We start from the raw sequence: 18,418 nt of genomic DNA, 5'->3' as shown, positions 1-18,418 counted from the left end.
TGCCTCCTCCCTGCTGGTCAGAACTCGTAGGTGGCGGGCGCGGGCGCCTCGCTGTCGGTGGAATGCGAGAGCGCCTCGGCCTGCGCCGCCACGGTGACGAGGTCGAACAACTGGCCCACCCGCAGGGCTCCGGGCCACTGTTCGTCGAGACGCCGCTGCAGTTCCACGACGCGGTGGGAGTTGCCGCCGACGTCGAAGAATCCGTCTTCGGGGCCGAAGTCGTCGTGCCCCAGCACGGCCGCCCAGTGTTCGGCCACCGACCGTTGCAGCGTCGTCCAGCGTGGCCGCACCGCTGGCTCCGCGTCGGCGACGAGTGCGCGCAGCGCGTTCTCGTCCACCTCGCCGCCCGCCGTTCGCGGGACGGCGCCGAGTGCGACGAACCGGGTCGGCACCGAGCGGGCGTCGAGCCGTCCGGCACTGAACTCCCGCAGGTCCTCCGCCATCGGCAGCACGGCCGCCGCGGCCGCAGGCACCCAGAAGGCGGTGACCCCGGCCGCGGTGGTGAGGACCACGGCCTCACGGACCGCCGCGTGACTCTCGACGACGTCCGCGACCGACCGTGCCGGGGATCCGGCGGCGTCGACCGTCAGCAGTCGCCCGGAGCGGTTCCACCGGGCGAACGCGCCCGTCCGGACCATCCGGGAGCCCGGGGCTCCGAACGGATTCGCCACGAACGTGGTGGCCGCCGCGCGCGCCGAGGTGTGGTGCTCCCGCGTGTCGGCGGCATACACCTCGCCGCTCACACCCTCGGGGGTGAGTTGCAGCCGGGGATCGAGCACGAACGTCCCGGCCGCCGCGCTCCATTCGCGAATCCGGGTGTGCTCGTCCGGGGTCAGCAAGTCGACGTCGCCGACGGGGAAACTCGGATCCGCGACGAACGCGGCGAGGATCCTGGTGAACCGCTCGGCAAGGGCCCGCACGGTCACCTCGTCAAAGAGGTCGGTGGTGTAGGTGAATCCGGCCGTCATCCCTTCCGGTGTTCCGCACTCGTCGTACCGCTCGCGCACCGTCAGGTGCAGGTCGAACAGGGAGACAGTGATTTCGGGTTCGAGGACCTCCGCTTCGAGGTGCGGGAGGGCGAGATCGGGGTGCTCGGTGTTCCGGAACTCGAGCAACACCTGGAACAGCGGTGAATGAGACTGGGAGCGGGGTGGGTTCAGCGCCTCCACCACCCGCTCGAACGGCACGTCGGCATGGGCGTAGGCGGCGAGGTCGGTGTCGCGGACCCGTGCGAGCAGATCGTCGAACGTCCCCGACACGTGAGTTCGCAGCACGAGCGTGTTGACGAACATGCCCACCACGTCGTCGAGGACGGCCTCGCCGCGACCGGCGACCGGCGACCCGATCACCACGTCGCCGGAACCACCCGAGCGGGACAGCAACACGGCGAGGGCGGTGTGCACGATCATGAACACGGTGCACCGCCGGGTCCGCGCCAACGCCACCGCCTCGCGGTGCAGGTCGGCGCCGATCGTGAATGTCACCCGGTCGCCGGCGGCCGATCGGCGGGGCGGGCGGTCGCGGTCCGTCGGTAACTCGGTCACGGCCGGCGCACCGGCGAGCGCGGACCGCCAGTAGTCGAGTTGCCGGGAGAGCAGGGAGTGCGGGTCGTCCTGCGAGCCGAGGAGTTCCCGCTGCCACACGGTGTAGTCGGGGTACTGCACCGGCAACGGCTCCCATCCCGGCGCGCAACCCTCGGACCGCGCGGTATAGGCCGTCAGCACGTCGCGGGCGAGCGGAACCATCGAGAACCCGTCGGCCGCAATGTGGTGCACGACGACGACGAGGACGTGCTCCCGGCCGCCGAGAGCGAACAGCCGGGCCCGCATCGGGACTTCGGCCGCGACGTCGAATCCCGCGGACACGAGTTCCGAGATCTGGCCGGGTACCGGGTCTTCGGACGTCGACACGGTGAGTTGCGCGACGTGCCCCGCGCCGACGATCACCTGAGTGGGTCCGGTGTCGCCGTACGGGTACCGGGTGCGGAGCGATTCGTGCCGCTCCACGACGTCGGCGAGGGCGGCGGTCAGCGCGTCGACGTCGAGGTCGCCCGACAGGCGGACGATCATCGCGACGTTGTACGCGGGCGAGGACGGATCGAACTGATTGAGGAGCCACATCCGGTGCTGCGCCCACGACAGCGGCACCGGGTCCGGGCGCCGGGGCACCGCCACCGCGGGCCGGGCCTCGCCGCCCGCGGTCTCGCGGGCGATCCGCGCCGCGAGCGCCCGCACGGTCGGGGCCTCGAACACGTCCCGCACACCGACGTCGGCGCCGAGCGCGGTGTTGATCCGCGCGACCACCTGCGTCGCGGTCAGGGAGTTGCCCCCGGATGCGAAGAAGTCGTCGTCGGCTCCGACGACGCCGGTCCCGAGGACCTCGGCGAACACGTCGGCCACCGCGGACTCGAACGGGGTGCCGGGCGCACGGAAGATGCGGGGCGCGAATTCGGGTTCGGGCAGTGCGTGCCGGTCGACCTTGCCGTTGGCGCCGAGCGGAAGCCGGTCGAGGACGGTCACCGAGGCGGGCACCATGAACGGGGCGAGCACCGATCCGGCGAACTGCAGCACCTCCGTCGTGTCGAGATCCGCCCCGTCCTCGGCCGTGACGTATCCGGCGAGGACCGCCTCGGCGGCGGGCGTGCGGCGCACCACGACCACCGCCTGCGCGACACCGGGGCAGCGGGTGAGCGCCGCCTCCACCTCCCCGGGCTCGACCCGCTGGCCGCGCAGCTTGACCTGGAAATCGTTGCGGCCCAGATACTCCAGCCGACCATCCTTCGTCCACCGCATCAGATCCCCGGTGCGGTACATCCGCGAGCCGGGGTGGTCGAACGGGTTCGCCACGAACGCGGCGGCGGTCGCTCCGGCCCGCCGGTGGTAGCCGCGCGCCAGACCGTCCCCCAGCACGTACAGCTCACCGACCACGCCGACGGGCACCGGGCGCAACCACTCGTCGAGGACGAGTTCGCGGACGCCGCGCATCGGGTGGCCGATCCGCACGGGGTCGCCAGGGGCCATCGGGTCGCCGATGTTCGACATCACCGTCGTCTCCGTCGGGCCGTAGCCGACGAGCAGGGTGCGCCCGGCCGCCCAGCGGGCCAGCAACTCCGGCGGGCAGCGTTCGCCGCCGACGACGAGGGCGCGTAGCAGCCGCAGACCGCGCGGGTCGATCGTGGCGAGGACCGCCGGGGTGGCGAAGGCGTGCGTGATCCGTTCTGCCGCCAGCAGTTCGGTCAGCGCGGCGCCGCCGTACACGTGCGGAGCCGCGATCACCAGTCGCGCGCCCGCGCCGAACGCCATGAGGTATTCGAGCATCGTCGCGTCGAACCCGGGCGACGCGAGATTCAGCACACGCGACGCGTTCGTCGTCGAATACCGGGTGCGCTGATCGATGGTGAAGTTCTGCAACCCCGCATGGGGGATCACGACGCCCTTCGGGGCGCCCGTCGACCCGGACGTGTACATCAGATACGCGGGGTGGCCCGGTCGCAGCGGCACGACCCGGTCCTCGTCGGTGATCGACCGGGACTCCCACCTCCGCGTCGGACCCGGGTAGTCGAGGAGCAGCCATTCCACGCCGTCCGGCATCCGGTCGCGCTGTTCGGCGACGGTGAGTCCCACCACAGCCCCGCAGTCGGCGAGGATGTCGGTGATCCTCGCGGACGGCAGGCTCGGATCCACCGGCACGAACGACGCACCCGATTTCGCCACCGCCCACACCGCCACCACCAGTTCCACGGATCGGACGAGCCCGATCGCGACGTGGTCCTCCGGCCCGATTCCACGGCGGATCATCACCCACGCCAGGCGGTTCGACCAGTCGTCGAGTTCGCGGTACGACATCACCGCGTTGCCGTACGACAGCGCGACGGCGTGCGGGTCCCGGGCGGCCGCGGCGGAGAGGATCTCCGGCAGCAGCCGCACGGTGCCGGTCGGCCGCCCGCGCACCGGCACGAGTGCCTCGCGTTCGCCGGTGGACAGCAGATCGAACCGGGCCAGCGGAACGTCCGGGTCGGCGACCACCGTGTCGAGGAGCCGCACGTAGCGTTCGGCGAACTTCCGGACGGTCGCGGCGTCGAAGATGTCAGTGGCATAGGTGAATCCGGCGCTGATCCCGGCGGGCGCCCCGTCCTCTCCGAACCGCTCGGCCAGGGTCAGCTGCAGGTCGAACGTGGAGACGGAGACACCGAGGTCGATCTCGTGCACGTCCAGTTCCGGCAGGCTCGGGGTGGGCCGCTCGATGTCCTGGAATTCGAACAGCACCTGGAACAGCGGCGCGTGGGCGGTGGTGCGCGGCAGCGCGAGCGCCTCGACGACCCGCTCGAACGGAACCTCCGCGTGCGCGAACGCCTCCAGGTCACGATCCCGCACGGTGGCGAGCACCGTGGCGAACGAGTCGGCGCCGTGAACCGGGGTGCGCAGCGCCAGGGTGTTGACGAACATCCCGACCACGTCGTCGAGGACGGCCTCGCCGCGCCCCGCCACCGCCGATCCGATCATCACGTCGGCGGTGCTCCCCAGGCGGGACACCAGGACCGCGAACGCCGCGTGGGTCACCATGAACACCGTCGCATCGTGTTCCCGCGCCAAGGCGACCACCTTCCGGTGCAGGCGGTCCCCGATGTCGAACGACTCCCACGCGCCGGCGAGCGTCCGGTGCTCGGGACGCGGGCGATCCATCGGCAGGTCCGTCACGATCGGCGCGTCGGCGAGCGTGGAACGCCAGTACCCGAGCTGGCGGGACATCAACGACCCGGGATCGTCCTCCGCTCCGAGCAGCGTCCGCTGCCAGACGCTGTAATCGGAGTACTGCACCGGGAGCGGCACCCAGTCCGGCGCGTGCCCCCGCACCCGCGCGGTGTACGCGGACGTGACGTCCCGGGCGAGCGGTCCCAGCGACAGCGCGTCCGCCGCGATGTGGTGGACCACCAGGGCCAGGGCGTGATCGCGCGGACCGAGCTCGAACAGGTGCGCCCGCAACGGAACCTGCGCGGTCACCTCGAAGCCCGCGGACAGTGCCGCGGCGAGCCGGTCCCGGAGTTCGCTCTCCCCCGACACCGGGACCGCGCGGAGGCGGCGCACCGCGTCCGCCGCCGGAATCACCGACTGCACGGGCGTGTCGCCGCGCATCGGGAAGATCGTCCGCAACGCCTCGTGCCGGTCCACGACGTCCGTCAGGGCCGCGTGCAGTGCGTCGACGTCGAGGGGGCCGCGCAACCGGAAGGCCGCCGCGATGTTGTAGGCGGGCGACGTCGTGTCGAACTGGTCGAGGAACCACATCCGCGTCTGCGCCAACGACACCGGGTCCGCCGTGGACCGGTCGGTGGCCACCAGCGGCGGCCTGCTCGCCGAGTCTGCCCGGGCCACACGGGCGGCGAGCGAGCGCACCGTCCGCGCCTCGAAGACGTCGCGCACTCCCACGGCCGCACCGAGCACACCCTGGATCCGCGCCACGACCTTCGCCGCGACCAGCGAGTTGCCGCCGAGCGCGAAGAAGTCGTCGTCGACGCCGACCGCGGGCACGCCGAGCAGTGCGGCGAACACGACCGCGATCGACTCCTCGGCGGGGGTGCCCGGTGCCACGAATGCGGCACCGGAGTCGATGGCGGGCACCGGAAGTGCCGCCCGGTCCAGTTTCCCGTTGACGGTGAGCGGCAGCCGCGCGAGGATCGTCACCGACGCCGGGACCATGTACGACGGCAGTGCGATTGCCGCGAATTCCAGCACGGCCCCCGGGTCGACGACCGCACCCGCCTCGGGCACCACGTACGCGGCCGGCGCCGAGCCGGTCACCGGATCCTCGTGCAGGGTCACCACGGCCTGCGCGACACCGTCGCACCGGCCCAGTACCCACTCGATTTCGCCGAGTTCCACCCTGAAGCCGCGGATCTCGACCTGCAGGTCGTCGCGCCCGAGGTAGTCGAGACTGCCGTCCCGCCGCCACCGCACCACGTCCCCGGTCCGGTACATCCGGTCCCCCGACGCATCCGCGACGAAGCGGGACGCGGTGAGCCCGGCGCGGCCGAGGTAGCCGCGCGCCACCTGTGGTCCCGCCACGTACAGTTCGCCGGCCACACCGACCGGCACCGGATGCAGCCGCGCGTCCAGCACCGACACCCGGAGCCCGGGAATCGCGCGCCCGATCACGCTCGTCCACGCGGCGGCCGCGAGCCCGCGTCCGAGCGGGAGGTGGGTGACGTGCACCGTCGTCTCGGTGATGCCGTACATGTTCACGAGCACGGGCGCGTCCTCGCCGCGGCGCGAGTACCAGCGTTCCAGCTGCCCGAAGTCGAGTGCCTCGCCGCCGAGCACGACGTAGCGCAGCGAGGTCGGGCCTGCGTCGCCGTCCATTTCGGTGGCCTCGATCAGCTGGGAGAACGCGGTCGGCGTCTGGCTCAGCACCGTCACCCGCTCGCGGCGCAGCAGCGCGAGGAACGCGGCGGGTGTCCGGGCCGTGTCGAGGTCGACGACGACGAGGGTGCCGCCGTGCAGCAGCGCGCCCCACAACTCCCACACCGAGAAGTCGAACGCCGGGGAGTGGAACATCGTCCACACGTCGGTGTCGCCGAACCGGAACAGGTCACGGGTGCCGGTGAAGAGGGAGACCACGTTGCGATGCGACACCGCAACGCCTTTCGGCCGACCCGTCGACCCCGACGTGTAGATGACGTAGGCCAGTGAGTCCGGATCGGCCGGTGCCCGTTCGGTGCCGGTCAGCGGGTCCGCGGATCGCCCGTCGAGTTCGGGGTCCGCCGAATCGAGAAGCAGGACCGGAACGTCCGACGCGGGTAGCGCGGCCGCGGTGTCGCGGGTCGCGAGCACGCACACCGGATGGGCGTCGGCGACGACGAGCGCCGAACGCTCACCGGGGTGGTCCGCGTCGACGGGCACGTAGGCGGCCCCGGTCTTGACGACCGCCACGAGTGCGACGACGAGCGCTGCCGTCCGCGGCATCGCGACGGCGACCGTCGACTCCGGGCCCACCCCCAGCGAGAGGATCTGCCGGGCAAGGCTGTTGGACCGGGCGTCGAGGTCGCCGTACGTCATGCGCTCGCCGCCCGACACGACGGCGGTGGCGCCGGGGTTCCGCGCGGCCCGGTCGGCGAACAGCGCGCCGAGCGTCGTCTCGCCGGCTGTGTCCGCCGGCCGGGTCGACCAGTCCCGCAGCAGGGCGTGTTCGGCCGGATCGGCAGGGTCGATGTCGCCGACCGCGACGGACGGATCGGCGACACCCGCGGCGGTGGTCCGCACGAACCGCTGGGCGAGCCCGTCCACGGTGGCGGCGTCGAACAGGTCCGTTGCGTACGTGAAGCGGGCCGTCGTGCCGGACACCGTGACCCGCAGATCGAGGTCGCCGAGTTCCTCACCGGAGTCCGAAAATTCGAGCAGCACCTGGAAGAGCGGTGCGTGGGACGCGGACCGCGGCAGGTCGAGCGCCTCGACGATTTCCTCCACCGGTACGCGGTGGGCATTCGCCTGCGCGGCGGCGTCCCGGACCGTGTCGACGAACTCGCCGAACCGGTCGGCGCCGCGCACCCGGATCCGCCTGGCCGCCACGCCGGTGTCCGTCCGCGCGCCGAGGACGACGTCGCCGGTGCGGGCCGATCGTGCCAGCACCAGCGCCAGCGCGGCGTGCGTGACGGTGGCGGCATCCGTGCGGTGTGCCTCGGCGAACGCTGCCAGTCCGCGCCGCAGTTCCGGGTCCAGTGAGACGTCGACGGCGGCGCTGCGCCGGGACGGCCGGGCGGGGCGCGGACGGTCGGTGGGCAGATCCAGCAGCGGCGGCGCACCCGCGAGGGTGCGCGTCCAGAAGTCGAGCCGGGCTGTCTCCTCGTGGACGGTGGCGACGGCGGCGTCCGGGCCTGCCGCGAGGAAGTCGCCGAGCAGTTCCACGAACCGCCGGTGATGGGCGCCGACCTCGCCGGCGTCGTACCGGTGGGGGTTGGCCAGGAAGTGGACGACGGTCCGGACCGGGGAGCCGCTCTGGTACACGTTGACGAGCAGGTCCTCTACCGGTCCGGACGTGACGATGTGGTACTCGCCGACGAGCGACCCGAGGGCGAGTTCCTGGTGGAAGAGCATCACATTGACCATCGGTCCCGCCAGCGAATCCGCGGCAGCGGCGCCCGCGTCGCGCCGGATGTCGCCGAGCCCGAACCGCTGGTGCCGCAGCGCACCCATCAGGTCCAGTTGGACCCGCTCGACCAGTTGTCCCACGGTGTCCTCGGGGGCGATCCGCACGGGAAGCGGCACGACCCCCGCGACCATTCCGCCGGACCGTCGCAGGATCGCGGTGGTGCGCGCCGACACCGGGATCTTCACGAGCACGTCGCGGCGGCCCGTCATCCTCGACAGGTAGCAGGCGAACGCGGCGATGATCGCGGCGGTTCCGCGGGTGCCTGCTTCGCCGAGCGCGCGCTCCGCGGCGTCCGGGAGGGGCCCGGCGGCGTCGGTGCTCGTGGCGACCGCGGGCCCGGTCCGCCGCGCCAGGGTCGATCCCGGTCCGAGTCCGCTGATCCGATCGGCCCAGTACTGCCGGTCCGCGGCGAAGCGGTTCGACGACCGGTACTGCTGGTCGGCGTCGTACAGATGGCGGGGGTCCGCGGCCTCGCTGGGTGCCGGCTGCCGGCCGAGCACGTCCGCCGAGTACCGGGCCGCGATGCGGTTGAGCATCGTCATCGCACCGTAGCCGTCCAGGGCGACGTGGTGAATCTTGCTGTACCACAGGTAGTGCTCGTCACCGACCCGGAGGATCGACGATGCGACGAGCCGGTCGCGGGTCGGATCGAGCGGGGTCTCGCAGTCGGCGCGCATCCACCGGCGGGCGGCGTCCACCGGTTCGGCGTCCCCCCGGAAGTCCAGGAACCCGATCGACCGGTCCGCGGCGGGGTCGACCATCTGGAACGGCTGACCGTCCGTGTCGATCAACCGGAGGAACGGCGATCCGAATTCGTCTGCGGTCGCGACGGTGGCCGCGCGCAGGACGTCGACATTCAGGTCGCCGTGGACCTCGACGTACTGAGCGATGCACAGCGGCACGTCGGGGGCCAGTTGCTGCGCCAGCCACGCCTCGTACTGCGCGGAGGACAGCGGGAACGGTATCTCGGCGTTGCCCGCGGTCTCGGGACTGTGCTCAGGCAACGCCACCACCTCCGCCGGGGAGCAACCGGCGCAACGCCGCCTCGTCCACCTTGCTGCTCGGGGCGAGCGGAAGCGCGCCGAGCGCGAGGAAGCGGTCGGGCACGGCCTGCGCGACGAGTCGTTCGGCGCAGTGCGCGATGAGGTCGCGGGGTGTGGGCAGCATGGTCGCCGTGGCCGCGGGCACCCAGAACGCGGTCAGCGCGGTCTCCCCGTGTTCGTCGGCGGTCGCGAGGACCACGGCCTGATGGATCGCGGGGTGACTCTCCAGCGCGGCCTCCACCGCGTGCCGCTCGACGCGGGCGCCCCGCACCTTCACCTGCCCGTCGAACCGGCCGCAGAATTCGATGTCGCCGTGCGGGTCGACGCGCGCGAGGTCGCCCGTGTGGTACATCCGGGCGCCCGGCCGCTCGGCGAAGGGGTCGGCGACGAACCGGGCCGCGGTGGCGGCCGGGCGGGATGCGTAGCCCTCGGAGATCTGGGGACCGCCGACGTACAGGTCCCCGACCGCCCCGAACGGCACCTCGACCAGTTTCGCGTCGAGGACGTACGCCGTGCTCGCCCCCAGCGGTCTGCCGATCGGCGCGATCGAGGCGGGAACGTCGCGCACCGGATGGGCGAGGCAGCTGACGGTCGTCTCGGTCGGACCGTACTCGTTGCTCAGCGGAACCCCGGGCAGCACCGCCTGGTGCTGGGTCACGAGCACACCCGGAAGGGCTTCTCCCGCAAGCGTCACCAGCCGCAGGCGTTCGCGCAGCGGGGCGAGGTGCGGTAGCAGCAGCCGGTAGAACGACGGGGTCGCCACCAGATGGGTGGCCCGCCACGTCCGGGCGAGCGCGGCGACAGCCTCGGCGTCCATCAGTTCGTGCGCGGCCGGGAGCACGCTGGTGCCGCCGGTACACAGCGCCCAGAGGGTCTTCAGCAGGGAGCCGTCCCACGTGAGGCGGAACGCGGAGAACGTGACCAGGTCGTCCTCGTCGTAGTCGTAGTTGCGGCCGTCGACCATGCTCGCGAGGTTGGCGCGGCTCGCGACAACGGCCTTGGGTATGCCGGTGGAACCGGACGTCGTGATCACGTAGGCGGGGGTGGCGGAGGGGACGTCCCCGGGAAGTGCGGCCGCCGGTTCGGCTTCGGGCGCGGGGCCTGCGTCCCGGTCATGAAGTGCCGGAACACGTCCGCCCGCACTGCGGGCCAGTGCCCGGACCGTCTCCGGTGACGTCTTCGGATCCGCGGACCCGAAGACGATGGCACCGCAGTCGATGTCGCCGAGGAGTGCGCGCAGCTGCCCCACCGGATGTCCTGGCTCGATCACGCACCACGCCGCGCCCAGCCGCAGCGCCGCGATCATCCCCACCACCGTCTCGACGCTCTGCCGCTGATGGATCAGCACCACCTGGCCCGGCCGCACGCCGAGGGCCGCGAGCCTGCGCGCCAGTGTCTCGCTCGCCGAGTCCAGTTCGCGGTACGTCAGCGCACGGTCGCCGACCACGATCGCGATCCGGCCGGGAACCCGCCGGCACTGGCGGAGGATCCCGGACGTCACGCCGCCGCTCGAGACCACGTCCGTCATGGCGTCACGCCTCCCGAGACGACCGTGACGTGATCGGCGTTCGGTGCGGCAGCACTGCGGACGTCGTTGCACAGCAGCAGCATCCGCTCTGGAGTCGAGTCGACGACGTCGAACCCGGCGAACCGCAGCGTCACCAGCATGACCCGGTTGACGTCGGTCGGCACGAACTCGGCGAGCGCCCGCCTGCCGCGTGCGCGGGCCCGCTCCACGACGTGCCGGATCAGCGCCGTCCCGACGCCACGTGACATCACCCGGCACGACATCAGCAGCAGTTGCAGGACGAAATTTTCGCCGCGGATCTCCGAGACCGCGAGACCGATCGTGCCGTACCCACCGAACCGGTCGGCGAGCGACGCGACGAGCACCTCGTGATCGTCGGACGCGCAGAGCCGGCGCAGTTCATCGATGCCGAAAGTGCGTCCCGTCGTGTTGAGTTGATGGGACCGCACGGTCAGTTCGTGCGCGCGCTCGAGGTCGTCCTCGTTTGCTCGGCGGACCGTCATCACCAGGTCGAGCGAGGCCAGGAACTCGGTGTTCGAGCCGCGGAACTCCTGTTCGCTCACCTGCCGGATCCGTTCCGCCCGGTACAACGACCTCCGCTGACTCGCCTCCGCGGTGACGGCGGGCGGCGTCAACTCGGGAAGGTCGGGGAACGACGCGATCTGCTCGGCGGGATAACACCGCACCGGGGGCAGCGCCTCGGACACCTCGGCGCGCTCGACGGGATCGTTGTCGACGAAAGCGATGGTGTCGAGACCCAGGTTCAGGGTCTCTGCGATGCGGCGCACGGCCTCCGACTTCGGGCCCCACCCCACGTCGATGGCGCAGAACAGTTCCTCGATGCCGTGCATCCGCAGGTGCGCCGCGGCGGGTTCGAATTCGCCGCGGCTCGCCACGGCGTGCAGGATTCCGCGCCGATCGAGCACGTCCAGGGCGCGGAGGGCGTCCGCGGTCGGCACGGGAGCATCCTGTTCGAGGACGACGCCGTCCCAGATGGTGTCGTCGAGATCCCAGACCATGCACTTGACCGTCTGTGCCATCGCGATCACGTCCCGCGCCCGGGCCGGTCCGGCAGGCGCCGGAGCAGCGCACTGCTCCACGCCGCGACCGGGCTGCTGTTCATGATCACGCAGTAGTCCCCGGGCGCCTGCGCGGACGCCACGCGCTCGAGGTTCGCCACCACGTCGACGGAACCGAGGTGGCCGTACCGGGCGAGGTTGTCGCGGCAGACGGGATCGATCGCGACGTCGAGCGCCTCCTGCCAGAACGCGAACGCCCCGAGCGACAGGTTCTGCATGAGGAACACGCCGATCCCGTCCTGCTGCAGCCCGTTCCGGGCCAGCAGCTCCGCGTTGATCTCCGTGAACCGCTTCCGGCTCTCGACCGCCAGTCGAAACGAGTACGTGGGTTCGTCGGCGCACTCCTCGACCCACTCGGCTTCGCGGACGTCGCGGTAATCGATGTGGAACAGGTCGGCGTATTTTCCGTCGCTCCGGATCATCTGGTCGACGAGTTCGTACCGCCCGGTCCCCGACGTCGTCAGCAGGACCGCGGCGGCGCCGTCGCCGAGGAGCGTCATCGGCGACCGGTACCGCGACCGGGTGGGTGTCTTCGCCGCCGCGACGACGAGCACGTTCTGGCAACGGGGGTCGCCGCGGAGCATCGCCGACGCGAGCGTGAACGCCGCCGACACGGACACGCACCCGAGGTCCCCCACCCCGGTCGTGAACGCCTGGGTCGCGCCGAGGCGATGCTGCAGCCGCGTCGCCTCGGACGCGAGCAGATACTGCGGAACCCGGCCCTGCACGAGCAGCAGCGCGTCGAGCTGGGTGGCGTCGAGACCGGACGTGCGCAGCGCCTCCTCCGCCGCGGCCTGCGCCAGATCCACCTCGGACAACCCGATTCCGATCCGCACCGTGTCGATGCCCAGTGCCAGCGCGTGCTCGCGCTGCGCGATGGGCAGTTCGTCGAGTTCCGGCAGTCCCGCCACGGTCACCTCGTCGTCGGGGAACCACAGCGCGACGGACTCGATCGTGACCGGCGGGTCTGCCGTCATCGCACACCTCCCCCGAGCACGTAGTCACCGATCTGGAGTTCGGCGACCTCCGTCGAGCCCTCGATGATCTGCATGACCTTCGCGTCACGGAAGAAGCGCCCCACCCTGCTGTCGGAGGCACAACCGGCGGCGCCGAGCACCTGGACCGCCTGCTGGCTCACCGACGCGGCGACGCGCGCCGCAGCGTATTTCGCGGCGATCGTCGTGAACAGCGCGCTCGGCTCGTGCGCATCGCGTTGTTCGGCGGCCCGTTCGCACAACGCGCGGGCGCCGGCCGCGTCGACCCAGCTGCGCCCGAGGATCGCGCGGACCGAGTCGTGCTCGGACAGCACGGCACTGCCCTGCACCCGGGTGGACGCGTGCGCGACGGCGTCGGCGAGGCAGCCGCGCGCCATCCCGGCGCACCCCCACGCCACGGTGTACCGGCCGTGGTCCAGGGCCGTTCCGACGACGTGGGACAGTCCGAATCCCGGCGGCGCGATCAGGTGGTCGGCGGGGACGACGACGCCGTCCAGCGCGATGTGCGCGATCCGGGCGCCGCGCATGCCCAGCTGGCCGTGGACCGGTTCGACGGTCACCCCCGGCGCGTCCGTTTCGACGAGCGCGGTGGTCAGCCCGGCCTGCGACCGGCCGAGGACGAGCAGTACGTCCGCCACCTCGCCGAACGTGACCCACAGTTTCCGTCCGGTGATCCGGTGGTCCGTGCCGTGCTCCTCGAAACTGGTAGTCACAGAGGCGAGGTCGCTGCCGGCCCCGGTTTCGGTGGCGGCGAATCCGGCGAGGAGCTCGCCGGTCGCCAGGGCGGGAACCCACCGTGCCCGCTGTTCGGCGGTGCCCCACCGATCGAGGGCGGCGTTCACCATTCCCTGCACGGTCAGCAGCGACCGCAGCGACGTGCAGACCGCCCCCAGTCTCTCTGCGACCGAGCCGAGTTCGGCGGCGTTCAGGCCCAGCCCGCGGCAGTCCGTCGTGCGGTCGAGGCCGAGGACACCCGCCTTCGCGGCGGCCTCGATGACCTCGACCGGCAGCCCGGTCTCGTCCCAGGTGCCTGCGTCGGTCTCGGCGGAGGCGACCAGTGTGTCGATTCCGATCACGGCGACGCCCCGTCCGTCGCACGAAGCTGCTCGCCCCATTTCCTCCGTATGAACCCCGCAACCCGGGTCGCGGTGCGGAAGTTGTCGAGGTCGAGGTCCTCCACCTCGACCACGACGTCGTGGGAGCCTTCGATGTACGTGACGATCTCCAGTGCCCGCAACGAACTCACCAGTCCCAGGGTGAAGTAGTCGTCTTCGGGACCGAGTTCCGTCGACGTGATCGAGCTCAGGTACTGCCGTAGCTGCTCGACCAGCTCGTCATGGGACTCGGGCACAGGTGCATTTGCTGTGTCCATGGGCCTGGGATTCCCAATTGGACCAGCGTTCAATCATCGTGCTCTCAGGCGGCGAGCAACCCCGGTAGTCCCCACTCCGACGCGAGCAGTTCGTAGGAGCGCAACCGGTCGGAGTGATCGTGGGTGACGCTGGTGATCACCAGTTCGTCGGCGTCGGTGAGCCTTCGCAGACTGTCGAGTTTGTCCGCGACGGTGGCCGGTGCCCCGACGAACTGGGTGATCAGCCGGTCCTCGACGAGCGCGCGTTCCGTTTCGCCCAGCGGTGCGGTGTGTGCGGGGTCGGGGTACGGGATCGCGCCGTGCCCGCTGCGGATGCTGTGCGTCCAATGCCCGAACGTCGACGCCAGTTCCTGCGCGGTCGCATCGTCCTCCGCCACCACCGTGTCGGCGGAGACGACGACGTACGGTTTCGCCAGGCTCGGCGACGGGCGGAACGCGGCGCGGTAGGCCTCGACCGCTTCGATGGTCGTCGACGGACTCACGTGATAGTTCGCACCGAACGGCAGACCCAGCCGGCCTGCCAGTTCGGCGCTCGGCCCCGCGCTGCTGCCGAACACCCACACCTCGACGTCCGCGCCCTCACCGGGACTCGCGTGGAGCTCGATCCCGTCCGGGGTGCGGTACGTGCCGCCGAGCAGTGCCAGGATGTCGTCGACCTGCTGGTCGAAGGCGGGCGACAGCGCGCCGGGCTGCTGCAGGACCGACTGCGCCGCCGCGAGCCGCGGGGACAGCAGCAGCCCGGACGGGTCGAACGGCGCCGGGATCACCACGCCGTCGCGGATCTCGGTCTCCCGGCGGGGCGGGGCCGGCTGGTTGTTGCGTTCGGCAACGGCTTTCAACGCCTCGGCCCGCCGCTGACCCGACCGTCCGAGCCCGAGGTCCAGGCGACCCGGGTACAGCGCGTCGACGGTGCCGAACGACTCGACGACGGCGGCCGCGGTGGTGTGGCCCAGCTGCACGGCGGCGGCGCCGACCCGCAGCGTGCTGGTCGCCGCGGCGAGGATCCCGACGAGCACGGCGGGCGAGGAACTGGCGACACCGACGAAGTGGTGTTCGGCCACCCAGTACCGCTTGTATCCCCACGCCTCGGCGTGCCGGGCGAGGTCGACGGTGTTCCGCAGCGCCGCGCGGGCGGTGGTGCCCTCGCTGACGGGCGACAGATCGAGAACGGACAACGGAGTGGTCATGACGGCACTTTCTGGAGAGAGCGGGGATTGACGGCACGATGGCTGCGCGGTGCACCGAGTCCGAGGTGCTGTCGCAGGGTGTCGGTGGTGTAGTCGGTGCGCAGAACGCCACGGTCCTGGAGCAACGGCACCACCGTGTCGACGAACGGATCGAGGCCGTCCGGGGTGGGAAGGGAGGGCAGGACGAACCCGTCCGCGGCGTCCTCGCGGACCCACCGGACGATCCGGTCCGCCACGGACGCGGCGGTGCCGGCGAACGTCGCGGTGAACAGGACCTTCACCGCACCGGCGGGTCTGCCTGCGTCGACGGTCCGGCGCGCGAGGTCGGCGTAGAAGGCGCGAGCGGACTCGAACGTGCCGAGCGGAGCGATGATGACGTCGCCGTGCCGGGCGGCGAGATCCCGGGAGTCCGGCGCGTCACCGGACACGATCACCACTGGCTGCGCCTGCGGGCTGCGGGGGACGGTGAAGCGCCCGCCGATGTCGAAGTGCCTGCCCCGGTGATAGAACGCGCCTGCGGTGGGATCCGATACGAACCGCCCCGCGCCGCGGTCGACGGTCACGACGCCCTCGGCCCAGGAGTCCCACAGGGTGCGGGCGGTGTCGACGAACTCGCCGGCCCGCCCGTCGGCGGGGGCCGCGGTGTTCCACGCCGCCCGGCCACCGGACAGGTGATCGAGCGAGGCGAACCGGCGGGCCACGTCGAACGGTTCGGCGGAGGTCGTGTCCAGCGTCGCCGCGAGCCCCACCGCGTCGGTGAATCCGGCCAGCGCGTTCGCGGCGGTGACGCCGTCGGCGAGGAAGAAGTCGAACCGTCCCCGCTCCGCGAGGCGGGCGGCGTCCGCGAGGACGGCGAAATCCGTCCGGCCCGCGGGCGCCGCCGCCCCGAGCACGACCTGCTTGTCGGTCATGCCTACCGCGGGTTCTTCTCGCCGGCCTCGACCGCGAGCGTCAGCCGGTTCTCGGCGGGCGCGACCGGGCAGGTGGCGTAGTCGGTGAACGCGCACGGCAGGTTGGACGCCCGGTTGAAGTCGAGGATCACCCGGCCGTCCGCGGCGGGAGCGTCGACGGCCAGTGACCGTGCCGCGGGGTACGTGCTGACCCCGCTGGTGGCGTCGGTGAACAGCACCTGCAACCCACCGTCCTTGCCTGCGAACGCGACGAGTTCGTGTGCGGCGCCGTCGTACTCGAAGGCGAGCGACCCCAGCGCCGTGTGGTGGTGCTCGAGCCCTTCGACGACGGCACCCGTCGTCACGACACGGGACTGCGGAAACGGGGTGAACGTTGCCGGCACCTCCCACTGCCGCGCCGGGAGGAACGCCGGGATGCCGGTGAACGCGGCGAGGGTGGCGGCCTCGGGGTCGTGGATCCGCAGGGCGACGTCACCGGTCCGGCGGATCACCTCGATCGTGCGGTTCCCGTGGCGCACGAGCAGACCGGGTGCGCCCTCCTGCGGTGCCAGGGTCGCCGTGCCGTCGACCGTCTCGCCGTCGATCTCGAGACCGGCGTCGGCCGGGGCCGTGACGATCAGGCCGTCCGCGTCGGCCCGCCATTTTCCGGGCAGGTCGGGGAACGTGGTGTCGGTCTCGACGAGCCAGTGCAGCGCCGTGAGACTCAGCCAGCCCAGCGGTTCGCGGAAGTAGTCCTCGCGCGCCGAGTGCCAGTCCTGCCAGCCCTGCTCGAAAGTCGCGTCTTCGGTGACTGCGGTCATGATGCCCGAACTCCTTCTGTCTGATGATGCGGATGGCGCAGTCCGAGATGGCTGCGCAGGGTCGTCCCCGAGTACTCGGAGCGGAAACTGCCGCGGTTCTGCAACTCCGGGACCACCTTCTCGACGAACTCGTCCAGCCCGGCCGGGGTGAGGTGCGGTACCAGGATGAAGCCGTCGCACGCGTCGGCCTGCACGTAGCGGTCGATCTCCTCGGCCACCTCGGTGGGGGTTCCCACGAACTGCTGGCGGGTGGTGACGGCGATGATCAGTTCGCGGATACTGAGTTTCTCGGCCTCCGCCTTCGCCCGCCACTGGCCCGCGATCTCGCGGGGGTCCTTCGCGTGCCGGACCCGGCCCCGGGTGATGGTCGAATCTTCCGCCGGTTCGACGTCCGGTAGCGGACCGTCCGGGTCGTACCCGGAAAGGTCACGGCCCCAGACCTGTTCGAGGAACGCGATCGCGGTCTGCGGTCCGACCTGCTGGTGCCGGATGTGGTCGGCACGTTCGGCCGCGTCCGCCGCCGAGTCGCCCAGCACGAACGTCGCGGCGGGCAGCACCTTGAGGTCGTTGTGGCCGCGCCCGTACTTCGCGAGCCTGCCCTTGACGTCCGCGTAGAACGCCTGGCCGTCCTCGAGCGATCCGTGGATGGTGAAGATCGCGTCCGCCTGCGCGGCGCCGAATTCGCGGCCCTCATCGGAGTCGCCGGCCTGCAGCAGCACGGGGTGTCCCTGCGGGCTGCGGGGAATGTTGAAGCGTCCCCGGATGTCGAACTGTGCACCGGAGTGCGTGACCTCGCGGATCGACTGGTCCGGGGCGAACACTCCCCGAGCGCGGTCGATGTGCAGTGCGTCCTGATCCCAGCTGTCCCAGAACTTCCGGGCGCCCTGGATCACTTCGCCGGCGCGGACGTAGCGGTCGGCCTTGTCGAGATATCCGCCGCGCCGGAAGTTCTCCCCCGTGAACGCATCCGAAGACGTCACCATGTTCCAGGCGGCCCGGCCGCCGGACAGGTGATCGAGTGAGGCGAATTGCCGTGCCAGTTCGTACGGTTCGTTGAACGTGGTGTTGATCGTCCCGGCCAGGCCCAAGCGGGTGGTCGCGCCGGCGAGCGCGCCGAGCACCGTCAACGTGTCGGGGCGGCCCACCACGTCGAGGTCGTGGATCCGGCCCCGGTGCTCGCGCAGGCGCAGGCCCTCGGCGAGGAAGAAGAAGTCGAACAGGCCGCGTTCGGCCGTCTCCGCGAGGTGGACGAACGACGCGAAGTCGACCTGGCTCCTCGATTCGGGGTCGCTCCACACGGTGGTGTTGTTGACGCCGGGAAAGTGCGCGGCGAGGTGAATCTGCTTGCGCTGGTTGCTCATGAT

The 18,418-nt window shown here is 71.5% G+C and carries 10 protein-coding genes; all 10 read right to left on the bottom strand.

Annotated elements, in window-relative coordinates:
* Window positions 1-17 precede the first annotated feature (17 nt).
* From MLGJGCBP_RS06845 to MLGJGCBP_RS06800, 10 genes are read right to left on the bottom strand one after another with little or no spacing between them, the layout of a single operon-like run.
* The gene (locus tag MLGJGCBP_RS06845) at window positions 18-9,149 is read right to left on the bottom strand and encodes a non-ribosomal peptide synthetase (protein WP_160094538.1); all 9,132 of its coding nucleotides are present in this window, start codon (window positions 9,147-9,149) and stop codon (window positions 18-20) included.
* Window positions 9,136-10,710, bottom strand: coding sequence for an amino acid adenylation domain-containing protein (locus MLGJGCBP_RS06840; protein WP_160094537.1), 1,575 nt, complete (start codon window positions 10,708-10,710; stop codon window positions 9,136-9,138). Before MLGJGCBP_RS06840 ends, MLGJGCBP_RS06845 begins: the two co-directional genes overlap by 14 nt.
* On the bottom strand, window positions 10,707-11,759 hold the full coding sequence (locus tag MLGJGCBP_RS06835) for an HAD-IIIC family phosphatase (protein ID WP_160094536.1): 1,053 nt from the start codon (window positions 11,757-11,759) through the stop codon (window positions 10,707-10,709). The genes MLGJGCBP_RS06840 and MLGJGCBP_RS06835 overlap by 4 nt, the downstream gene beginning before the upstream one ends.
* Window positions 11,756-12,766, bottom strand: a complete 1,011-nt coding sequence (locus tag MLGJGCBP_RS06830) for a 3-oxoacyl-ACP synthase (protein ID WP_160094535.1) — start codon at window positions 12,764-12,766, stop codon at window positions 11,756-11,758. The genes MLGJGCBP_RS06835 and MLGJGCBP_RS06830 overlap by 4 nt, the downstream gene beginning before the upstream one ends.
* Window positions 12,763-13,860, bottom strand: a complete 1,098-nt coding sequence (locus MLGJGCBP_RS06825) for an acyl-CoA dehydrogenase family protein (RefSeq protein ID WP_160094534.1) — start codon at window positions 13,858-13,860, stop codon at window positions 12,763-12,765. Before MLGJGCBP_RS06825 ends, MLGJGCBP_RS06830 begins: the two co-directional genes overlap by 4 nt.
* On the bottom strand, window positions 13,857-14,156 hold the full coding sequence (locus tag MLGJGCBP_RS06820; protein WP_160094533.1) for an acyl carrier protein: 300 nt from the start codon (window positions 14,154-14,156) through the stop codon (window positions 13,857-13,859). The genes MLGJGCBP_RS06825 and MLGJGCBP_RS06820 overlap by 4 nt, the downstream gene beginning before the upstream one ends.
* Window positions 14,157-14,200: 44 nt before the next feature.
* Entirely contained in the window at window positions 14,201-15,343 is a 1,143-nt protein-coding gene (locus tag MLGJGCBP_RS06815; RefSeq protein WP_160094532.1) for an LLM class flavin-dependent oxidoreductase, read from the bottom strand.
* The gene (locus tag MLGJGCBP_RS06810) at window positions 15,340-16,254 is read right to left on the bottom strand and encodes an LLM class flavin-dependent oxidoreductase (RefSeq protein ID WP_160094531.1); all 915 of its coding nucleotides are present in this window, start codon (window positions 16,252-16,254) and stop codon (window positions 15,340-15,342) included. The genes MLGJGCBP_RS06815 and MLGJGCBP_RS06810 overlap by 4 nt, the downstream gene beginning before the upstream one ends.
* Window positions 16,255-16,256: 2 nt before the next feature.
* Window positions 16,257-17,054 (bottom strand): DUF1684 domain-containing protein, encoded by a 798-nt coding sequence (locus tag MLGJGCBP_RS06805; protein ID WP_087559011.1) that lies wholly within the window; start codon window positions 17,052-17,054, stop codon window positions 16,257-16,259.
* Window positions 17,051-18,415 carry an NtaA/DmoA family FMN-dependent monooxygenase gene (locus tag MLGJGCBP_RS06800; RefSeq protein WP_160094530.1) on the bottom strand — a complete coding sequence of 455 codons (1,365 nt, stop codon included), beginning with the start codon at window positions 18,413-18,415 and terminating at the stop codon, window positions 17,051-17,053. The genes MLGJGCBP_RS06805 and MLGJGCBP_RS06800 overlap by 4 nt, the downstream gene beginning before the upstream one ends.
* Between the last annotated feature and the right edge of the window lie 3 nt (window positions 18,416-18,418).

It is taken from the genome of Rhodococcus sp. T7 (assembly GCF_009872365.1).
GTDB lineage: Bacteria > Actinomycetota > Actinomycetes > Mycobacteriales > Mycobacteriaceae > Rhodococcus_F.
The sequence above is the reverse complement of the archived record's forward strand: the minus strand, read 5'-3'. Positions and strand labels throughout refer to the sequence as shown.

Bases quoted from the DNA above. Each gene is read 5' to 3' on its own strand.
- MLGJGCBP_RS06840 (WP_160094537.1), bottom strand. From the start codon at position 10,710: ATGACGGACGTGGTCTCGAGCGGCGGCGTGACGTCCGGGATCCTCCGC.
- MLGJGCBP_RS06830 (WP_160094535.1), bottom strand. From the start codon at position 12,766: ATGACGGCAGACCCGCCGGTCACGATCGAGTCCGTCGCGCTGTGGTTC.
- MLGJGCBP_RS06820 (WP_160094533.1), bottom strand. From the start codon at position 14,156: ATGGACACAGCAAATGCACCTGTGCCCGAGTCCCATGACGAGCTGGTC.
- MLGJGCBP_RS06815 (WP_160094532.1), bottom strand. From the start codon at position 15,343: ATGACCACTCCGTTGTCCGTTCTCGATCTGTCGCCCGTCAGCGAGGGC.
- MLGJGCBP_RS06810 (WP_160094531.1), bottom strand. From the start codon at position 16,254: ATGACCGACAAGCAGGTCGTGCTCGGGGCGGCGGCGCCCGCGGGCCGG.
- MLGJGCBP_RS06805 (WP_087559011.1), bottom strand. From the start codon at position 17,054: ATGACCGCAGTCACCGAAGACGCGACTTTCGAGCAGGGCTGGCAGGAC.
- MLGJGCBP_RS06800 (WP_160094530.1), bottom strand. From the start codon at position 18,415: ATGAGCAACCAGCGCAAGCAGATTCACCTCGCCGCGCACTTTCCCGGC.